Source organism: Streptomyces hyderabadensis, from assembly GCF_020404845.1.
Taxonomy (GTDB): Bacteria; Actinomycetota; Actinomycetes; order Streptomycetales; family Streptomycetaceae; genus Streptomyces; species Streptomyces hyderabadensis.
This window is the reverse complement of the sequence record NZ_JAIOJZ010000002.1, coordinates 39,417-57,970: the sequence shown is the minus strand read 5'-3', so window position 1 is coordinate 57,970 and position 18,554 is coordinate 39,417. Positions and strand designations below refer to the sequence as shown.

The 18,554-nt window shown below is 72.6% G+C and carries 17 protein-coding genes and 1 tRNA gene; 8 read left to right on the top strand and 10 right to left on the bottom strand.

The features are described 5' to 3' along the window. Window positions 1-34: 34 nt before the first annotated feature. On the top strand, window positions 35-631 hold the full coding sequence (locus tag K7854_RS02510) for a histidine phosphatase family protein (RefSeq protein WP_226024682.1): 597 nt from the start codon (window positions 35-37) through the stop codon (window positions 629-631). Window positions 632-706: 75 nt separating this feature from the next. On the opposite strand, the gene K7854_RS02505 is transcribed toward K7854_RS02510, so the two are convergent. Further along, a complete protein-coding gene (locus K7854_RS02505) occupies window positions 707-2,173 on the bottom strand; it encodes an NsdA family TPR-like regulatory protein (protein ID WP_226024681.1) in 1,467 nt (488 codons plus the stop codon). Between the two features lie 284 nt (window positions 2,174-2,457). Here K7854_RS02505 and K7854_RS02500 point away from each other — a divergent pair, with 284 nt between their 5' ends. Together K7854_RS02500 and K7854_RS02495 are read left to right on the top strand one after the other, a co-directional pair. Continuing rightward, window positions 2,458-2,838, top strand: a complete 381-nt coding sequence (locus K7854_RS02500) for a hypothetical protein (protein ID WP_226024680.1) — start codon at window positions 2,458-2,460, stop codon at window positions 2,836-2,838. 42 nt (window positions 2,839-2,880) lie between these two features. Then, the gene (locus tag K7854_RS02495) at window positions 2,881-3,750 is read left to right on the top strand and encodes a spermidine synthase (protein WP_226024679.1); all 870 of its coding nucleotides are present in this window, start codon (window positions 2,881-2,883) and stop codon (window positions 3,748-3,750) included. A 40-nt stretch (window positions 3,751-3,790) separates the two neighbouring features. Here K7854_RS02495 and K7854_RS02490 read toward each other — a convergent pair whose 3' ends face one another. After that, window positions 3,791-4,354, bottom strand: a complete 564-nt coding sequence (locus K7854_RS02490) for a hypothetical protein (protein WP_226024678.1) — start codon at window positions 4,352-4,354, stop codon at window positions 3,791-3,793. 119 nt (window positions 4,355-4,473) lie between these two features. Here K7854_RS02490 and K7854_RS02485 point away from each other — a divergent pair, with 119 nt between their 5' ends. The 3 genes from K7854_RS02485 (at window position 4,474) to K7854_RS02475 (ending at window position 8,273) form a co-directional block, all read left to right on the top strand. After that, a complete protein-coding gene (locus K7854_RS02485) occupies window positions 4,474-5,178 on the top strand; it encodes a response regulator transcription factor (protein ID WP_226024677.1) in 705 nt (234 codons plus the stop codon). Beyond that, window positions 5,175-6,614, top strand: a complete 1,440-nt coding sequence (locus tag K7854_RS02480; protein ID WP_226024676.1) for a sensor histidine kinase — start codon at window positions 5,175-5,177, stop codon at window positions 6,612-6,614. Before K7854_RS02485 ends, K7854_RS02480 begins: the two co-directional genes overlap by 4 nt. A 192-nt stretch (window positions 6,615-6,806) precedes the next feature. Then, window positions 6,807-8,273 carry a glycoside hydrolase family 18 protein gene (locus K7854_RS02475; protein WP_226024675.1) on the top strand — a complete coding sequence of 489 codons (1,467 nt, stop codon included), beginning with the start codon at window positions 6,807-6,809 and terminating at the stop codon, window positions 8,271-8,273. Window positions 8,274-8,410: 137 nt separating this feature from the next. Here K7854_RS02475 and K7854_RS02470 read toward each other — a convergent pair whose 3' ends face one another. The 4 genes from K7854_RS02470 to K7854_RS02455 form a co-directional block, all read right to left on the bottom strand. Then, window positions 8,411-9,850, bottom strand: coding sequence for a GH1 family beta-glucosidase (locus K7854_RS02470; RefSeq protein ID WP_226024674.1), 1,440 nt, complete (start codon window positions 9,848-9,850; stop codon window positions 8,411-8,413). A gap of 114 nt (window positions 9,851-9,964) precedes the next feature. Continuing rightward, entirely contained in the window at window positions 9,965-10,876 is a 912-nt protein-coding gene (locus K7854_RS02465) for a carbohydrate ABC transporter permease (RefSeq protein WP_226024673.1), read from the bottom strand. A 12-nt stretch (window positions 10,877-10,888) separates the two neighbouring features. Further along, window positions 10,889-11,902 carry a carbohydrate ABC transporter permease gene (locus K7854_RS02460; protein WP_226024861.1) on the bottom strand — a complete coding sequence of 338 codons (1,014 nt, stop codon included), beginning with the start codon at window positions 11,900-11,902 and terminating at the stop codon, window positions 10,889-10,891. Window positions 11,903-11,907: 5 nt separating this feature from the next. Then, window positions 11,908-13,233, bottom strand: a complete 1,326-nt coding sequence (locus tag K7854_RS02455; RefSeq protein WP_226024672.1) for an ABC transporter substrate-binding protein — start codon at window positions 13,231-13,233, stop codon at window positions 11,908-11,910. 364 nt (window positions 13,234-13,597) lie between these two features. Between K7854_RS02455 and K7854_RS02450 the strand changes: the two genes are divergently transcribed. Continuing rightward, window positions 13,598-14,653 (top strand): LacI family DNA-binding transcriptional regulator, encoded by a 1,056-nt coding sequence (locus tag K7854_RS02450; protein ID WP_226024671.1) that lies wholly within the window; start codon window positions 13,598-13,600, stop codon window positions 14,651-14,653. Between the two features lie 142 nt (window positions 14,654-14,795). On the opposite strand, the gene K7854_RS02445 is transcribed toward K7854_RS02450, so the two are convergent. The 4 genes from K7854_RS02445 to K7854_RS02430 form a co-directional block, all read right to left on the bottom strand. Continuing rightward, window positions 14,796-14,868, bottom strand: a tRNA-His gene (locus K7854_RS02445). Window positions 14,869-14,990: 122 nt separating this feature from the next. After that, a complete protein-coding gene (gene orn, locus K7854_RS02440) occupies window positions 14,991-15,593 on the bottom strand; it encodes an oligoribonuclease (RefSeq protein WP_059300531.1) in 603 nt (200 codons plus the stop codon). A gap of 244 nt (window positions 15,594-15,837) precedes the next feature. After that, a complete protein-coding gene (locus tag K7854_RS02435; RefSeq protein ID WP_104632157.1) occupies window positions 15,838-17,028 on the bottom strand; it encodes a helix-turn-helix domain-containing protein in 1,191 nt (396 codons plus the stop codon). A 386-nt stretch (window positions 17,029-17,414) separates the two neighbouring features. Further along, a complete protein-coding gene (locus K7854_RS02430; protein ID WP_226024670.1) occupies window positions 17,415-17,714 on the bottom strand; it encodes a hypothetical protein in 300 nt (99 codons plus the stop codon). A 305-nt stretch (window positions 17,715-18,019) separates the two neighbouring features. On the opposite strand from K7854_RS02430, the gene K7854_RS02425 reads away from it, so the two are divergent. Next, window positions 18,020-18,547 (top strand): universal stress protein, encoded by a 528-nt coding sequence (locus tag K7854_RS02425; RefSeq protein WP_052838015.1) that lies wholly within the window; start codon window positions 18,020-18,022, stop codon window positions 18,545-18,547. Window positions 18,548-18,554 lie beyond the last annotated feature (7 nt).

Below are 18,554 nucleotides of genomic sequence, written 5' to 3'. Positions count from 1 at the left end.
TCCCCGCAGACATTTCTCCCGGAAAGGCCCCTTCATGGCACCGCGCATTCTGCTGGCCCGGCACGGACAGACGGAGTGGTCGCTGTCCGGCAGACACACCGGCAGGACCGACGTGCCGCTCCTGGAGGAGGGCCGGCGCGGCGCGAAGCTGCTCGGCGAGCGGCTGCACCGGGCGCCGCTGGACGGGCTGCCCGGCGTGGAGGTGCGGACCAGTCCGCTGCGGCGCGCGAGCGAGACCTGCGAGCTGGCCGGGTTCGGCGAGCGCACGCGCGCGTGGGACGCGCTGCTGGAGTGGGACTACGGGGCCTACGAGGGCATGACGCCGGAGCAGATCCAGGCCGTGCGGCCCGGCTGGCTGATCTGGCGGGACGGGGTCCCGGAGGGTGAGGGTGTGGCGGATGTCACCGCGCGCGCGGACGAGGTGGTGGCGTGGGCGCGGGAGGCGGACCGGGACGTGCTCGTCTTCGCCCACGGGCACATCCTGCGGGCCATCGGGGCGAGGTGGCTGGGTCTGCCGCTGTCCTTCGGCGCGCGGATACGGCTGAACCCGACATCGCTGTCGGTGCTGGGGTGGGCGTACGGGGAGGCGGCGATGGAGAGCTGGAACGACTCGGGGCACCTGGTCGGCTGACGGGCCGGTACCGGCTGCGGGCAGTCGTGCCTCCCAAGGCGCCTGAACGGCCCGGGGGCACCCCCGCGATCGATGTCACGCCGGGCGCGGCAGCGCCCCGTGGCGGTCCAGGAAGGCGGAGACGCCCGAGGCGCGGCGGTGGGGGAGGAGCACCCGGGCCGTGCCCGCCAGCATCGTGTGCACGCGGGAGGACTGGACCTCGCCCAGCAGGTCCAGGCACCGCATGCCCGCCCCCGCCGCCTCGTCGGGGCGGCCGCCGCGGGCCAGGTCGTCCGCCAGTTCCGCCGAGTACAGCGCGAGGTTCCGGGTGAAGTGCGGGTCCTGGAGATCCGCCGCCCGCCGCGCGTGCCGGGCGGCCCGGGGCCAGTCGCCCAGGGTGGACCAGCACTGCGCCTCCAGCCCCTCCAGCTCGGCCTCGCCGTAGAAACTCATCCACTCGGGGTCGGTGTCCGAGGGGCCCCGTGCGAAGAGGGTCTGCGCCCGCACCAGCGCCTGCTCGCAGCCGACGCGGTCGGCGAGCCCCGCCCAGCCGCCCGCCTCGCGCAGCGCCAGCAGGGACGTCAGCCGGGCCGAGCCCAGCGGACGGGCGGCGCGCTGCGCGGCCTGGGCCGCCCGTACCGCCTCGCGCGGGCGGCCGGCGTCGCGGGCCAGGAACGCCATGTTGCAGAAGGCGTGCGCCTCCAGGCCCGCGTCGCCGCTCATCCGGGCGGTGGCCAGGGCCTCGGCGTAGTGGGAGCGCGCGTCGTCGAAGCGCCCCGAGTCGTGCGCCAGCCAGCCCACGGAGATCGCCAGCTCACCGGCGCCGGTGTAGAGCCGGTCCGCCGTCGCCTGCCGGGACGCGCCCGCGTCCAGGAGTGCGTAGGCGGTGCGCAGCGGGGCCGCCGCGCGCCGGTAGAGGCCGTCCGCGCCGTGCCGGTCGTCGAGCACCCGGATCCGGCGGACGGCCTCCTCGAGGGCGCCGGCCTCGCCCGTCCCGGCCCGGCGCACCGGGCGCCCGGCCGCCGCGGCGTCGAAGGCGAGGCCCAGGGGGCCCAGCGAGGCGGCGGCCACGGTGGCTCCGCTCGTCATGAATGCGCGACGCAGCACGTCGCTCTCCTCGGTGTTGTCGTGCGTTTCGTACAGGTCTTGCGGGTGGTGCCGGTCGTGCGTGTGGTGCCTGTCGTGCCTGTTGTGCGTGTCGTGCGTGTCTGGCGTGTCGTAGGTCTCATACGGCTCACCCGCCCCTCGCGACTCACCCGGGGTGCGCGCCTGGCGCCCGCGCACCGACGAGCGGGGCGCGAACCCCAGGTCGGTGAGCGTGCGGCCGGGGAACATGTGCAGGAACACCCGCTCGTACGCGTAGTTGGGGCAGCGGATCTCGCCCGCCTCGACCCGGCCGACGTAGCGCGCGTCACAGCTGACCCGCTCGCCGATCTCGCGCGCGGCCCGGCGGACCGCCGCCGCGAACTCCGCCGGGGAGCGCTTGCCGCGCAACCGCCTGAAGGCGAGGTTCGGCCGCGGGGGCCGTTCGGACTGGGCGGAGGTCACCGTTGACGACGCCATGGCCGGGTCCTCTCGTGCGAACCGTCGAACCATGCCGGGACAGGGGCGGGTGGGACTCGCGCCCCTGTTTCCGGCGAGCAAGAACGTACCGGCTGTGACGGAGCGGCCACGCACTGTTTGGCTACAAACCGGATATCTCATCCACGATCTGCCATGAAGTGCCATCCTTTGCGGCGGGCCCCGGCCGTAGCCGTTGACGGACCGCCGCGTTGAACCGGGTGGACCGGGAGGCCCCCGACTCCCGAGCCGCTCGTCCGAGGAGGAGTTCCGTGGTGGAGGCCGGGATGGACACCAGCGTCAGCGTTCCCCCCTGCGAAGCCTGCGAGGTCGTCACCGTGCCGACCCGGCAGGGTCTGGAGGCGGTCGACATCCTCAGGCGGGGAGCCGGTGAGGGGGTGGGCTCGGTGCTCCACGACGACGGCTGCGACACCCTGGGCTTCCTGGTGCCGCCGGGCACCGCCGCCGCCTGGGACGTGCCCGGCAGCACCTGCACGGAGACGGACGGCCGCGGACTGCGCGTCGTCCCGGAGCCCCAGCCGCCCGTGGAGGGCTCCGACTGGCTGCTGCCGCCCGGCGAGGCGGACCTGGCGACCGACCCCGCCGTGCTGCGGGCCGCGCTGGGCGAGGCGGCCCGGCTGATCAGGGCCGCGGACAGCTGCCGCTGAGCACCGCCGGTCCCGGTCCGGCCCGACCCGGATAATGGACCGATGGGAAAGTCCAGGAACGCCCGGCGCGGGCGCGCAGCCGCCGAGGCCGTCGTCGAGGACGTCGACGGGGGACGCGCCGAGCTGGTGCCCGACCGGGACCGGCCGCGGGCCCGGACGCTGCTGATCGACGGCGCCCCGCAGTCGCACGTCGACCTCGACGACCCGGCGTACCTGTCCTTCGAGTACCAGCGCCGCATCGGCCACGTCATCGACCTGGCCGCCCCGCCCGGCAGACCGGTCCGGGCCGTGCACCTCGGCGGCGGCGCCCTCACCCTTCCCCGCTACCTCGCCGCCACCCGCCCCCGCTCCACCCAGCAGGTCGTCGAACGGGACGCCGCCCTCGTCCAGTTGGTCCGCCGGGAGCTTCCCCTCGACCCCGGCGCGCGGATCCGGGTGCGCTCCACCGACGCCCGCGCCGGTCTGGCCAAGGTGCCCGACGGCTGGGCGGACCTCGTCGTCGCGGACGTCTTCGGCGGGGCCCGCACCCCGGCCCACCTGACCTCCACCGAGTTCCTCGACGAGGTGCGGCGCGCGCTCGCGCCCGGCGGGGTCTACGCCGCCAACCTCGCCGACGGCCCGCCGCTCGCCCACCTGCGCGGCCAGATCGCCACCGCCGCCGCCCGGTTCGCCGAACTCGCCCTCGTCGCCGACCCGGCCGTACTGCGCGGCAAACGCTTCGGCAACGCGATCCTGGTGGCCGCCGACCACCCGCTGCCGATCGCCGAACTCACCCGCCGGGCCGCCTCCGACCCGCACCCCGCGCGCGTGGAACACGGCCGCGCGCTCACCGACTTCACCGGCGGCGCCCCGCCCGTGACGGACGCGGCTGCGGTGGACTCGCCCGCACCGCCGGAGTCCGTCTTCCGGTGAGCCCGCGACGGCAAGGGGGCCGCCGACCGGACGCGTTGGTTCAGTAGCTGCCGATCTCCACCCGCGGCGGCCCGTCGTGCCAGGTGCAGAACACCGACACCCGGTCGGCGCCCGAGGTGAACTCCACCCGGATCCACGACTCCGTCTTCCACACCTGCATCGACCAGCCCGCGCCCGGCGTCGCCGACACCAGGGACGCGGACGCCGTACCGAGGTCGAAGACCGCGCGGCCCCCGTCGGTGTCGTAGCTCTTGACCTGGCCGGACGTGTCGGGTGCCGGGCTCGCCGGGTCGGCCGGCGGCGGGCCGGCCGGCTCGGTGCGCGACGGGGCGGGGCCGGGCTCGCGGGAGGTGCGGCTCGGCGTCGGCGAGGCGCTGTCCGACGGCGAAGGCGAGGGCGCCGGCCGGCTGGTGGACGACGCCAGGGACTCCCCGTCGTCGCTCTCCCCGTCCCGCACGCTCGCGTCGGCCGCCGTGATCGGCAGCGCCCGGGGGGCGTCGTAGGCCGTGCCCGCCATCACCGTGTGCACGCCCCACCACGACAGCGTGACCGCCGCGCCGGTGGCGAGCAGCCAGGCGATCACGTGGACGAGTCCTCTGCGCATCGCGGCCATACTGCCCCACCCGCCCCACCCGTGTCGCCCGAAAGCGGTGTGACGCGGGTCCGGGCGGAGTTGTCCACAGGCCCGGACCGGGCCGGTCCGCATGGCGTACGGTGCCGCCCATGGCAAGTGTGCTCGTGGTCGAGGACGACCAGTTCGTACGCTCGGCGCTGATCCGGCAGCTGACCGACGCCTCGCACACCGTGCGCAGCGTGGGCACGGCACTGGAGGCGCTGCGCGAGGTCGCCCATCTCCGGTTCGACGTGGTGATCCTGGACCTCGGACTGCCCGACCTGGACGGCTCCGAGGCGCTGAAGATGCTGCGTGGCATCACCGACGTACCGGTGATCGTCGCCACCGCCCGGGACGACGAGGCCGAGATCGTACGGCTGTTGAACGCGGGCGCGGACGACTACCTCACCAAACCCTTCTCCGTGGAGCACCTGTCGGCCCGGATGGCGGCCGTCCTGCGCCGCGCCCGCGGCGGAGCCGCGGAGGCACCGGCGCCCACGGTCCTGCGGGTCGGCGGCCTCACCGTCGACCCGCTGCGCCGCCAGGCCGAACTGGACGGCGTGGTCCTCGACCTGACCCGCCGCGAGTTCGACCTGCTCGCCTTCCTGGCCGGCCGCCCCGGGGTCGTCGTCCCGCGCAGGGAACTGCTCGCCGAGGTCTGGCAGCAGTCCTACGGCGACGACCAGACCATCGACGTCCACCTGTCCTGGCTGCGGCGGAAACTGGGCGAGACCGCGGCCCGGCCGCGCTATCTGCACACCCTGCGCGGCGTCGGCGTGAAGCTGGAGCCGCCACGACTGGAGCCGCCACGATGAGATGGGCCCTGGTCAAGGTCTCGCTGGCGGTCACCGCGATGGTCGTGGTCGCCTTCGCCGTGCCCCTCGGACTCGTCGTCCGGGAGATGGCCCGCGACCGCGCCTTCTCCAACGCCGAACGGGAGGCCGCCGCCGTCGCCCCGGCCCTGTCCATCACCACCGACCGCGAGCAGCTGGAACGCGTCGTCGCCTCCGCCGCCTCGGACGCCGGGATGGCCGTGCACATACCGGCTCCCGGGGGCGGGGGCGGGGGCGCCACCGACATCGGGCGGCAGCGCGCCACCGACGAGGACATCGCCGCCGTACGGGAGATGGGGCGGGCCTCCACCACCGAGGTGGGCGGCGGTTCCACCCTGCTCCAGCCGGTCGCGCTCAGCTCGGGCCAGATCGCCGTCGTCGAGGTGTACGTCCCCGAGTCCGAGGTGACCAACGGCGTGGGCACGGCCTGGGCGGTGCTGGCCGCGGTCGGCGCCGCCCTGATCGTCGGCTCGGTCGCGGTCGCCGACCGGCTGGGCGTACGGATGGTGCAGCCCGCCCGGCGCCTGGTCGAGGGCGCGCACGAGCTGGGGGAGGGCAAGCTGGGCGCGCGGGTGCCCGTGGAGGGCCCGGACGAACTGCGGCGCGCTGCGGTCGCGTTCAACTCCATGGCCGACCAGGTCGTCCAGCTCCTGGCCAACGAACGGGAGCTGGCCGCCGACCTGTCCCACCGCCTGCGCACTCCGCTGACGGTGCTGCGTCTCAACGCGGCCTCGCTCGGCGACGGACCGGCCGCCGAGCAGACCAGGACCGCCGTCGAGCAGTTGGAGCGCGAGGTCGACACCATCATCCGCACCGCACGGGACGCCAAGCCGCAGACGGCCGCCGCCGGACCCGGCGCCGGGTGCGACGCGGCCGAGGTGGTCCGGGAACGGATGGCGTTCTGGTCGGCGCTCGCCGAGGACGAGGGCCGCAAGTGGCGGGTGGCCGGCGCCGACCGGCCGGTGCGCATACCGGTGGCCCGCACCGACCTGGCCGCCTCCCTCGACGCACTGCTGGGCAATGTCTTCCGGCACACCGCCGAGGGCACCGCCTTCGCCGTCGACCTGCACAACGGCGAGGACGCGGTGATCGTGCTGGTCTCCGACGCGGGCGGCGGGATATCCGACCCCGAGGCGGCCATGGCCCGGGGCCGGGGGTCGGGCACCGACGGGTCGACCGGGCTCGGCCTGGACATCGTGCGCCGGATGGCCGAGTCGACCGGCGGCGACGTACGCATCGGCTCCTCGGTGCTGGGCGGCACCGAGGTGCGGATCTGGATCCAGCTGGACGGGCGCACGGCACCGCTGCGGCGCGGACACCGGGGTGCGGTGCGCCGGCGCCGGCAGAGCCGCGCTCCCGTGTCCACGACCACGCCGGCTCCGCCGACGCCGGCGGCCAGGGCCGGTCACGAGCACTGACCGGTCACGAGCACTGACCGGGCACGACCATTAATCGCTCCCGATCCCTTCCTTAAGCCCACCCTAAGATCGTCAACCCCCGCCCGGATCAGGCTCTTTGCCCGTTTCCTGGTCGCTAGCGTGCTGCCGCACCCCCACCCCGCCCCCGCACTCCCTCGCGGGGGCACCGTGAACAGCGAAGGCAGGCACGTGATGCGCACGCACCGACGCAAGGTCAGTGGCAGGAACAAGGCGATCGGCGCCCTCGTCGCGGCGGCCGTGGCCGGTGGCGGGGCGCTGCTGTTCACCAGCACCGCCCAGGCCGCCCCGGTCGGCGCCGCGTACACGAAGACCAGCCAGTGGTCGACGGGCTACACCGCCCAGTACGTCGTCACCAACAACAGCGGGCAGGCGAAGGCGGACTGGACCCTGGAGTTCGACCTCCCCTCCGGCACGAAACTCGGCTCCCTGTGGAACGCCGAGTCGAAGGCCGACGGGCAGCACGTCACCGTGACCCCGCCCAAGTGGGACACGGACGGGCTGAGGGCCGGCGAGTCCGTCACGGTCGGCTTCGTCGTCAACGGCACCGGCGACCCGACCGGCTGCCTCGTCGACGACGCCGCCTGCTCGGCCGACGACGGCGCCACCCCCGAGCCCAGCGGCCGCCCCACCGAGCCCCCGGTCACACCGGCCCCCACCCCCACGGCGACCGGCACCGCCGAGCCGACCCCGACCGGCACCGCCACCACCCCGGCCCCCACCGAGACCCCCGGCAACGGCACCGCCGCGGGCGCCGGCTTCGCGCCGTACGTCGACACCTCCCTCTACCCGGCCTTCGACCTGCTCGCCCACTCCACGGCGACCGGCGTGAAGGAGTACAACCTCGCCTTCGTCACCGACGGCGGCGGCTGCACCCCGAAGTGGGGCGGCGTCACCGACCTCGGCAGCGACGCGGTCGCCGGCCAGATAGGCGACCTGCGCGCCAAGGGCGGCGACGTCCGGGTCTCCTTCGGCGGCGCCTCCGGCTCCGAACTGGGCACCACCTGCACATCGGCCGACGCGCTGGCGGCGGCGTACGGCAAGGTCGTCGACGCCTACCGGCTCACCAAGGTCGACTTCGACGTCGAGGGCGGCGCGCTGCCCGACACGGCAGCCAACACCCGCCGCGCCCAGGCGATCGCCGCGCTGCAGAAGGAGCACCCCGGCCTGGACGTCTCCTTCACCCTCCCGGTGATGCCCGAGGGCCTCACCCAGGCGGGCGTCGACCTGCTCGCCGACGCGAAGCAGAACGGCGTGGACATCGGCGCCGTCAACATCATGGCGATGGACTACGGCCCCGCGTACAGCGGCGACATGGGCACCTATGCCGAGCAGGCCGCCACCGCCACCCAGGCCCAGGTCAAGGGCGTCCTCGGCCGGTCCGACGCGGAGGCCTGGAAGACCGTCGCCGTCACCCCGATGATCGGCGTCAACGACGTCGCCAGTGAGGTCTTCAAGGTCGACGACGCCGCCCAGCTCGTCGACTTCGCGAAGTCCAAGGGCCTGGGCGGGCTGTCCATGTGGTCCGCGACCCGCGACAAGGCCTGCCCCGGCGGCCCGAAGCCCTCGGCCGACGCCACCTGCAGTTCCGTGGACCAGGAGCCGAACGCCTTCGCCAAGGCGCTCGCCGCCTACAAGTAGGCCCGGGCTCCTGCCTCGTGGGGGCGGGCCCCACACCGGCCCCACGAGCGGGGCGCGGCATCCCCCCGCCGTCGGATGCCGCGCCCCGCTTCGGTCCCCGTGCCTACCGGCACCCCGTAGCGACTCCCCCGTACCGGCTACTCGACCGCGTCCAGCGGCGGCAGGGCCCCCGTGCGGGCCGCCCGGCCGTACCACAGGGCGCTCGACTTCGGGGTGCGCTGCTGGGTGGCGTAGTCGACGTACACCGCGCCGAAGCGCTTCTCGTAGCCGTACGCCCACTCGAAGTTGTCCAGCAGGGACCACAGGTAGTAGCCGCGGACGTCGGCGCCGTCGGCGATGGCCTGCCGGACCGCGGTGAGGTGGCCGTTGAGGTAGGCGACCCGGTCGGGGTCGTGCACCGAGCCGTCCGCGCCGGGCTTGTCGTCGTAGGCCGCGCCGTTCTCGCTGATGTACAGCGGCAGGCCGGGGGCCTCGCGGTTGTACCGCATGATCAGCTCGTGCAGGCCGGTCGGGTCGACGCTCCAGCCCATCTCCGTGCGCTCGCCGGGCGGCTGGTGGAACGCCACGTCGTCGGCGGCGGGCCACGGCGAGTGGTCGCTGGCGCCGTGGCCGTCGGCGCGCGGCGCACGCGAGTCGGCGTCGGCCGCCGACACCACCGTGGGCGTGTAGTAGTTGAGGCAGATCGCGTCGATCGGCTGGCGGATCTGCCCCAGGTCGCCGTCCTGGACGTACGACCAGTCCGTCACCGAAGCGGTGGCCTCCAGCAGCGACTGGGGGTAGGCGCCGTGCAGGATCGGGCCGTGGAAGATCCCGCCGGACAGGTCGTCGATCTTCTGCGCCGCCGCCAGGTCCGCCGGGTTCTGCGACAGCGGGCGCACGACGGACGTGTTGAGGCTGATCGCCACCGAGTTGCGGGCCGGCATCACCGAACGCAGCGCGGCCGTGCCCAGGCCGTGCGCCAGGTTCAGATGGTGAGCGGCGCGCAGCGCGGCCGCCGGGTCGGTGCGGCCGGGGGCGTGCACGCCGGAGGCGTAGCCCAGGAAGGCGGCGCACCACGGCTCGTTGAGCGTGATCCACTGCTCCACCCGGTCGCCGAGCGCCTCGCCGACGATCTGCGCGTACTCGGCGAAACGGTGCGCCGTGTCCCGCTCGGGCCAGCCGCCCGCGTCCTCCAGCTCCTGCGGCAGGTCCCAGTGGTAGAGGGTGAGGGCCGGCTTGATCCCGGCGGCCAGCAGCTCGTCCACCAGGCGGCGGTAGAAGTCCAGGCCGCGCTGGACGGCGGGGCCGCGGCCGGTCGGCTGCACCCGGGTCCAGGAGACCGAGAAGCGGTAGGCGCCGAGGCCCAGGTCCTTCATCAGCGCCACGTCGTCGCGGTAGCGGTGGTAGTGGTCGACAGCGATGTCACCGTTGTCGCCACCGGCCGTCTTCCCCGGGGTGTGGCTGAAGGTGTCCCAGATCGAGGGGGTACGGCCGTCCTCCCGCACCGCGCCCTCGATCTGGTACGCCGAGGTGGCGGCGCCCCAGAGGAAGGCGGGGGGGAAGGTCACCGGGGTCACCGGCGTTGCGGACTCAGGCATGGAAGCGCTCCCATTGCGGGTCATGGCGGGTCGGGCCGTGGCCGACCGACACGTGGAGGTACGAGGGGGGAAGGCGGGGCCGGGACGGCGGTGGCCCGGCCCCCGGGACGGGCGTCATCCCTTGACGGCGCCCTGCATGATGCCGCCCACGATCTGCTTGCCGAAGATCGCGAACACCAGCAGCAGCGGCAGCGTGCCGAGCAGCGCGCCGGCCATGATCAGGGACTGGTCCGGGGTGTAGCCGCGGCCCAGTCCGGCGAGGGCGACCTGCACGGTCGGACTGCCGTTCTGCGTGAGCACCAGGAACGGCCACAGGAAGTCGTTCCAGGACTGCACGAACATCAGCATGCCGAGCACGGCCATCGCGGGCCGCGCCGCCGGGAACACCACGTGCCAGACCACGCGCCAGCTGCTGGCGCCGTCCACGCGCGCGGCCTCGATGATCTCGTCGGGCAGCGCCTGGAGCAGGTACTGCCGCATGAAGAACACGCCGAACGCGTTCACCAGGGAGGGCAGGATCACCGCCTGGAGCTGGTCGGACCAGTCCAGCTTCGCGACCATCATGTACAGCGGGATGATGCTCAGCTGGGGCGGCACCATCATCGTGCCGATGACGATCAGCATCAGCGCGTTGCGGCCGCGGAAGCGCAGCTTGGCGAAGGCGAACCCGGCGATCGTCGACAGGAAGACGATGGTGAACGCCGAGATCCCCGCCACGATGGTGGTGTTGAGGAACGCCTCGCCGAGGTTGGCGTCGTTCCAGGCGATCTCCAGCTTGTCGAACAGGTTGCCGCCGAACCAGAAGGGCGGCGGCGTCTGGGCGAGCCGCTGGTTGTCCCGCGAGGCGGCGATCGCCGTCCACACCAGGGGGAACAGCGAACCGATGGTGAACAGGGCGAGGATGATGTAAGCGATCGGCCCGGCGTGCAGGGTGCCGCCCGCCCGCGCCGCCTTGGAACGTCGTCGGCCCCGCCGGGGCGGCTCGGGTGCCGCGTCGGCCGGGGGTTTCGTCATGGTCGTCGTCACGGCCGGTTCTCCTTAACTACTGGCGCGCAGCCGGCGCGAGATGACGGCGTTGAGGATCCCGATGACGATCAGGATCAGGAACATCGCCCAGGCGATCGCGGAGGCGCGGCCCAGGTGCTGGTTGACCCAGCCCTGCTCGTACAGGTACAGGCCGAGCGTCTGGAACTGGTGCTGGGAGCCGCCCGAGGCGCCCTTGTTGGCGTCGAAGAGCAGCGGCTCGCCGAAGACCTGCGAGGCGCCGATGGTCGACACGACGACCGTGAACAGGATCGTCGGGCGCAGCGAGGGCAGGGTGACGTGGATGAACTGCCGCCAGCGGCTGGCGCCGTCCAGTGCCGCCGACTCGTACAGGTCCTGCGGGATCGCCTGCATCGCGGCCAGGTAGATCAGCGCGTTGTAGCCGGTCCAGCGCCAGATGACGATCGTGGACACGGCGAACTTGGACGCCCACGAGCCGTTCTGCCAGTCGATCTTGTCCAGGCCCACCAGGTCGAGGACCCAGTTGATCATGCCGTAGTCACGGCCGAAGAGCAGCACGAAGACCAGCGAGGCCGCGGCGATCGACGTCGCGTACGGGGCCAGCATCACGACCCGGTAGAAGGTCGAGGCACGCAGCTTGTAGTTGAGGATGTGCGCCAGGCCCATCGCCATCAGCAGCTGCGGCACCGTGGAGATGATGCCGATCCACAGCGTGTTCTTCGCGGCGTTCCAGAAGAACTCGTCGTCGAAGATCCGGGTGTAGTTGTCCAGGCCCGTCCACTTCATGTCGGTGGGCGCGGTCAGCTCCACCGTGTGCAGCGAGGCCCAGCCGGTGTAGATCAGCGGGAACAGGCCGAAGGCGAGGAAGAGCAGGAAGAACGGCGAGACGAACGCGTACGGACTCCAGCGCATGTCCCGCTGCCAGCGGCGGGAGAGTTTCGCCCGCCTCTTGCGGTCCGCCTCGGCGGACGCCCTGTCGCCGGGCGGGCGGCCCGGGGCCGCGCCCCCCTTGACGGGGGACGCGGCGGTGTCGTGCCGGGTGGTCATTCCGGTCACTTCTCCAGGTTGTTGTCGATGGTCTTCACGGCGTTCTCCCAGGCGTCCTTGGCGGACTTGCCCTGGGTGACGAGGATGACGCCGTTGTCCGTCAGGCCCTGCTGGACGATCTGGTCCTTCGGGCCGATCACCTGGGTCGGGATCTGCTCGGCGGCCTTGGCGAACAGCTCGCCGATCGGCGCGTCACCGGTCATGTCGTTCTTGCCGCCGGTCACCTGGGGGAGCTTGTACGCGGCGGGCGCGCTCGGGAAGCTGCCCATCTTGGAGAAGAGCTTGGCCTGCTGCTCGGGCGCGGTCAGCCAGGTCACGAGCTTCTGCGCCTCCTTCACGTGCTTGCCGCCCTTGGGCACGCCCAGGAAGGTGCCGCCCCAGTTGCCGGCCTTCGGGGCCTGGGCGACGTCCCACTTGCCGGCGGAGTCCGGCTGCGACTTGGCCTTGATGGTGCCGAGCATCCACGGCGGGCAGGCGACGGTGGCGAACAGGCTGTTGGAAATGGTCTGGTCCCAGGCCGGCTGGAACTGGGTCTGCGACTGGACCAGCCCCTTCTCGGCCGCCTCGGCGGTCAGGTCGAAGGCGTCCTTGACGGCCGGGTTGGTCTTGTAGATGACCTTGCCGGAGGAGTCGTAGAACTTCTCGTCCTCACTGCTGAGGATGGCGTTGATCAGGCCGCCGGGGGAGTCCATGAAGTAGGTGTCCTTGCCGGCACCCTTCTTGTACTTCTCGCCGGTCTCGATGAACTTGTTCCAGTCACCGGCCCACAGCTTGGAGACCTCTTCGCGGTCGGTCGGCAGGCCGGCCTTCTCGAACAGGTCCTTGCGGTAGCAGATGGCCATCGGGCCGATGTCCGTGCCGAGGCCTATCGTGGCGCCGTCCTTGGTGGTGGCCTGCTGCCACTTCCAGTCCAGCCAGTTGTCCTTCTTGACGCCCTCGGCCTTGGACATGTCCTCGAACTTGTCCGCCTGGGTGGCGACGACCTCGGCGATGTTGCCGACCTCGATCGCCTGCACGTCCTGGAGACCGCTGTTGGTGGTGAGGTGGTTGACCAGAGCGGGGTAGTAGTTCTCGTTCCGCTCGGTGACGTTCTCCTCAATGTTGATGTCCGGGTTGAGCTTCTCGTACTCGTCGTAGAGACCGGCTTCCTTGAAGCCCATCGTCCCGAACAGACCGAGGGTGATCGTGGTCTTGCCGCTGCTGTCGCCCGACGACGAGCTGTCCTCGTCGTTCCCGTCGTCGGCACAGCCGGCCAGCAGCCCGGCGCCCAGCGACGCGATGGCCGCCATGACCACCACCTTGCGGGCCGATCCTCTGCGTGCTGCTCGCATTGCGTCCTCCTGTTGCCCTGACGTGCCGACCCCCCGGCCAACTACATGGTTGGACCCGCTGCTTCATGTGTTTCGTTCGTCGCTGCGGCTCGGGCGGGGAACGTGCGGGATGTGTAAGTGCCAGGTAGTGTGGGAGCGCTCCCACAAGTGATGTGTTGAAGAGTCGTCGGTCCGGGCGGGGGTGTCAAGGGAACGGACGCGACGAATTGCGTTCAGTTATCGGCCTGTTAACTGGACGTTGCGAGCGACGCGGAGACACTCCCGTACCGCGAGGGAGGGGCCGGAGTCGGTCATTACACCCGACCGGCCTGTTAAATTCCAGGCCAGCCGCAGAGTGCGGGGGTGACGACGGGAGGCGGAGCCGATGGCAAGCCACGGAGTGCGTGGTCGGAGCGGTGGCCGGCCCACCCTCGAAGAGGTGGCGGCCCGCGCGGGCGTCGGCCGCGGCACGGTCTCCCGCGTGATCAACGGCTCCCCGCGGGTCAGCGACGCGACCCGGGCGGCCGTCGAGGCGGCGGTCGCGGAACTCGGTTACGTCCCGAACACGGCGGCCCGCGCGCTGGCGGCCAACCGCACCGACGCGATCGCCCTCGTGGTGCCGGAGCCGGAGACCCGGTTCTTCGCGGAGCCATACTTCTCGGACATGCTCAAGGGCGTCGGCTCGGAGCTGTCCGACACCGAGATGCAGCTCCTGCTGATATTCGCGGGCAGCGACCGGGAGCGGGAGCGGCTCGCCCAGTACCTCGCGGCGCACCGGGTGGACGGCGTCCTGCTGGTCTCGGTGCACGCCGACGACCCGCTGCCGGACCTGCTGACCCAGCTGGAGATCCCCGCGGTGATCAGCGGCCCGCGCTCGGCCGCGGAACCGCTGGCGTCCGTGGACTCGGACAACTACGGCGGCGCCCGGTCGGCCGTCGAGCACCTGCTGGCCCGGGGCCGCCGCCGCATCGCCCACATCACCGGTCACCTCGCCGTCTACGGCGCCCAGCGACGCGTCGACGGCTACCGCGACGCCCTGCGGGAGGCGGGCCACGAGGTGGACGAGGGCCTGATCGAGCCGGGCGACTTCACCGAGGACGGCGGCCGCCGCGCGATGGCGGAACTGCTGCGCCGCCACCCCGGCATCGACGCGGTCTTCGCCGCCTCCGACGTCACGGCGGCGGGCGCCGGCCAGGTCCTGCGCGAGGCCGGCCGGCGCATCCCGGACGACGTGGCGCTGGTCGGCTACGACGACTCGGCCATCGCCCGCCACATGGAGCCGCCGCTCACCAGCGTGCGCCAGCCCATCGAGGAGATGGGCCGCGCGATGATCGACCTCCTGCTGACCGAGATCGCCGACCGCCGCCCGGCCGTCTCACGGGGCCTGGAACGGCACCAGGTGGTTCTGGCGACGGAGCTGGTGGAGCGCCGGTCGTCCTGAGACCGTACGCGGGGCCGCGCGCCGGGGGTGCGCGGCCCCGGTCGGGCTCCCCTGTGCAGTCGGGCTCCCCCGCGCACGCGTGGAGGGTGCTCTCACGCAATCAGCCGGTGGCTCTCGCGAGAGCCACCGGCTGATTACTCAGGGTGAGTGACGGGACTTGAACCCGCGGCATCCTGGACCACAACCAGGTGCTCTACCAGCTGAGCTACACCCACCAAGGCCGGTGCTCGAATCCCGCGTGGCGGGGTTTCCCGACCGGCTGAGAAAAAGTGTACAGGGTCCGAAGGGGTGCTCGCGCCCGGCTTTCCGGACGCCGCCGCCCGACGGGCCCGCGCCCCTAACCGGCGGACACGACGTGCTTCGCGGCGATCGCCCGGGCCGTGTCGGAGTCGGGGCCGGGCTGCGGGACGAAGACCGCCTCCCGGTAGTAGCGCAGTTCGGCGATGGACTCGCGGATGTCGGCGAGCGCCCGGTGGTTGCCGTTCTTCTCCGGGCTGTTGAAGTACGCCCGCGGGTACCAGCGGCGGGCCAGCTCCTTGATCGAGGAGACGTCGACGATCCGGTAGTGGAGGTAGCCCTCCAGCGTCGCCATGTCCCGCAGCAGGAAGCCGCGGTCGGTGCCGACGGAGTTGCCGCACAGCGGGGCCTTGCCGGGCTCCTTCACGTGCTCCCGCACATAGGCCAGGACCTGGGCCTCGGCGTCCGCCAGGGTCGTGCCGCCGTCCAGCTCCGCGAGCAGGCCCGACGCGGTGTGCATCTCGCGCACCACCTCCGGCATCGTCTCCAGGGCCCGGTCCGGCGGGCGGATGACGATGTCGACGCCCTCGCCGAGAATGTTCAGCTCGGAGTCGGTGACGAGGGCGGCAACCTCGATGAGCGCGTCGTCGGACAGCGAGAGGCCGGTCATCTCGCAGTCGATCCACACCATGCGATCGTTCATGCGGGCCACTTTACGGTGGGCGCCTGTTTATTTGGCCCCCGGCGTCGGTGCGGGCGTCACGGGGGCTGCCGCCCCCGAACCCCCGCTTCGGCCCTGAACGGGCCTCGTCCTCAAACGCCGGACGGGCTGGATTGCCCCGCCCGGCGTCGGAGGGGAGCGCCGGACGGGCTGGGTTGTCCCGCCCGGCGTCGGAGGGGGACGCCGGGCGGGCTGGTCGGCCCGTCCGGCGCCTGTGAGTCTCACCTCACGGTGCGCTGCGCTGCCCCGGTACGCTCGCCGCGCCCGCCGGCATGGGGGTCGCCGTGCGGCGGGTCTGGAACGGGACCGCGTTCTCCGGGGGGAGGGCGGCCGGTGGGTCGGACGGGGGCAGGGGCCGGGAGGCGCCCGCGGTGTCCGGGTCCGGCTGGCGGTCGCCCTGGGGACGGCGGGCCCGGTAGGCCGCCCGGTAGGCGGCCGGGGACGAGCCCAGCTGGCGGCGGAAGTGGCCGCGCAGTGCCACCGGCGAGCGGAAGCCGCAGCGGCCGGCGACCTCGTCCACCGAGTAGTCCGACGTCTCCAGCAGGCGCTGCGCCTGGAGCACCCGCTGGGTGATCAGCCACTGGAGCGGGGCGCTGCCGGTCAGCGAGCGGAACCTGCGGTCGAAGGTGCGGCGGCTCATGTAGGCGCGCGCGGCCAGCGTCTCCACGTCGAACTGCTCGTGGAGGTGCTCCAGCGCCCAGGCGACGACCTCGGCGAGCGGGTCGGCGCCGATCTCCTCCGGTAAAGACCTGTCGAGGTAGCGCTCCTGGCCGCCGCTGCGGCGCGGCGGGACCACCAGCCGGCGGGCCAGCGCACCGGCCGCCTCGTTGCCGTGGTCCGTGCGCACGATGTGCAGGCACAGGTCGATCCCGGCGGCGGTGCCCGCGGACGTCAGCACGTCGCCGTCGTCCACGAAGAGTTCGCGCGGATCGACGTGCACCGACGGGTAGCGCTTGGCCAGCGTCGGCGCGTACATCCAGTGCGTGGTGGCGGGGCGGCCGTCCAGCAGGCCGGCCGCCGCGAGGACGAAGGCGCCCGTGCACAGACCGACTATGCGGGCACCCTCCTCGTGCGCCCGGCGCAGTGCGTCGAGCGCCTCCTCCGGCGGCGGCGAGGTGATCGACCGCCAGGCCGGTACGACGACGGTGCCCGCGCGCGAGATCGCCTCCAGCCCCTGCGGCGCGGTGAGTTCCAGGCCCCCCGTGGTCCGCAGCGGGCCCTCCTCGCCGGCGCACACCAGCAGCCGGTAGCGCGGCACGCCGGCGTCCTGGCGGTCGATCCCGAACACCGACAGCGGTATGGAACTCTCGAAGATGGGGCCGCCGCTGAACAGTAGCACCGCGACGATCTCCTTGCGGCGTCGCCCGGAAAGCTTCCGGGCCGCGGCTTCCGGCGCGGCAGCGGAGTCGTGGCTCATACTGCTAAGCCCCCCTCGGTGGTCGCGGCGCCCTTCACCCTTCGGGTCTGTCGCTCCAACACGTTTCCCCTCGGTCCTGCACGAGTCCCCCGCCGTAGACGGTCAAGATCGAATCTACTGTGTCCCGCCGCGCCGAGGTGGCTGGTTCGGCACTTGGGACATTGTCGACATGGCAACTTGGCGTGAAGCAGTCGATCACGAAGCGTTGCACTCCGGGGCGCCCCTGGGAAGTGCGCCTTGTGTCAGTGGCCAATCCACGTAGGGTGCGGAGGGGGCCCGAGACCCTTTCCGTGCAGGTGGAACGGGGGTTCGGGGGTGGTGGGGGGTGCAGATGCGCCACCCGCGGAAGTTGGCTGAAAAGAAGCGGAACTGTGCGCGGAAACCGGTCAGTCGACCGGTGTGTTTTCCCCGGCGTGGCGCCCGCTCCTGCGAGCCTGCCGCCCGCCCCTGCGGGCCCGCGTCCGGGCCGCGACGCGCTCGGATCGTCGCAGCAGCAGACGGCACGCGCCGGTGACGGCGGCCAGGCCGAGGGCCGTGCCGGCCGCGCCCGCGAACGAGGCGCCGTACCAGAGGAGCGCGACGGGGACGAGGAAGCAACTGAAGGCCGCCCAGCGGACGAGATCGGTGACCCCGTCCCGGTCGGGTGGGCCGGACGTCGGTTCGGCGCGGTGGTGCGGTCCTGGCACGGGTGCTCCCTGGGGTGGCGGCAAGGAGATCAACGCCCGCGCGGCGCGTCGGTCACGACCGGTCACGGACAGTTGAATCCTGTGCAAACCGCCTGTACAGAGCAGCAACCATTGCGTTACGGGCGCCCTCTCGGGCATGCTCCGGTGAATCCCGCGGGGGCCCTCCGCGGGATCTGGGCGAAGGAGGCGTGCCGCCGTACCCTTGGGGGTATGGGGTTGGGAAGACCATTCCCGGACACACACACCGGACACAGCTCCGCCGCACACTGTCGTCCCCCATAGAGGATAAAAACGCCGAGACAGCCATGGCCGGTCACGAATTCTTCGAACCCGCGGACCGCAAGCGGCCCGTCGCCGAACCTACGGCGGCCGAGCCCCTGGCGGCCGACGAGCCACGCCAGTCGTGCGACCCAGCCTTCAAGCACGGCGTCGTCGTCGGCTTCGACGGCTCCACCTCCAGCGAGCGCGCCCTCGCCTACGCCATCGGCATGGCCTCCAGGCTGGGCTCCGGCCTGGTCATCGTGCATGTCGCCAACCGGCTGCCCACCACGGTGTGGGCCGGCTGCGAACCCCCGGTCTTCGTCGACGTGCCCGACCACCGCACCGAGGTGCTCGGTCTGGAGCTGGCGTGCGCGGACTACCTGGCCGAGGTGCCCTGGATCCTGGTCGAGCGCGGCGGCGACATCTGCCACGAACTGGAGGAGGTGGGGCGGGAGTACGAGGCGGACGCCATCGTCGTCGGCTCCAGCCACGGCCTGGTCGGCCGCCTCTTCGGCTCCGTCGCGGGCCGGCTCGCCAAACGGGCGAAGCGGCCCGTGGTGGTCATTCCCTGACGATCCA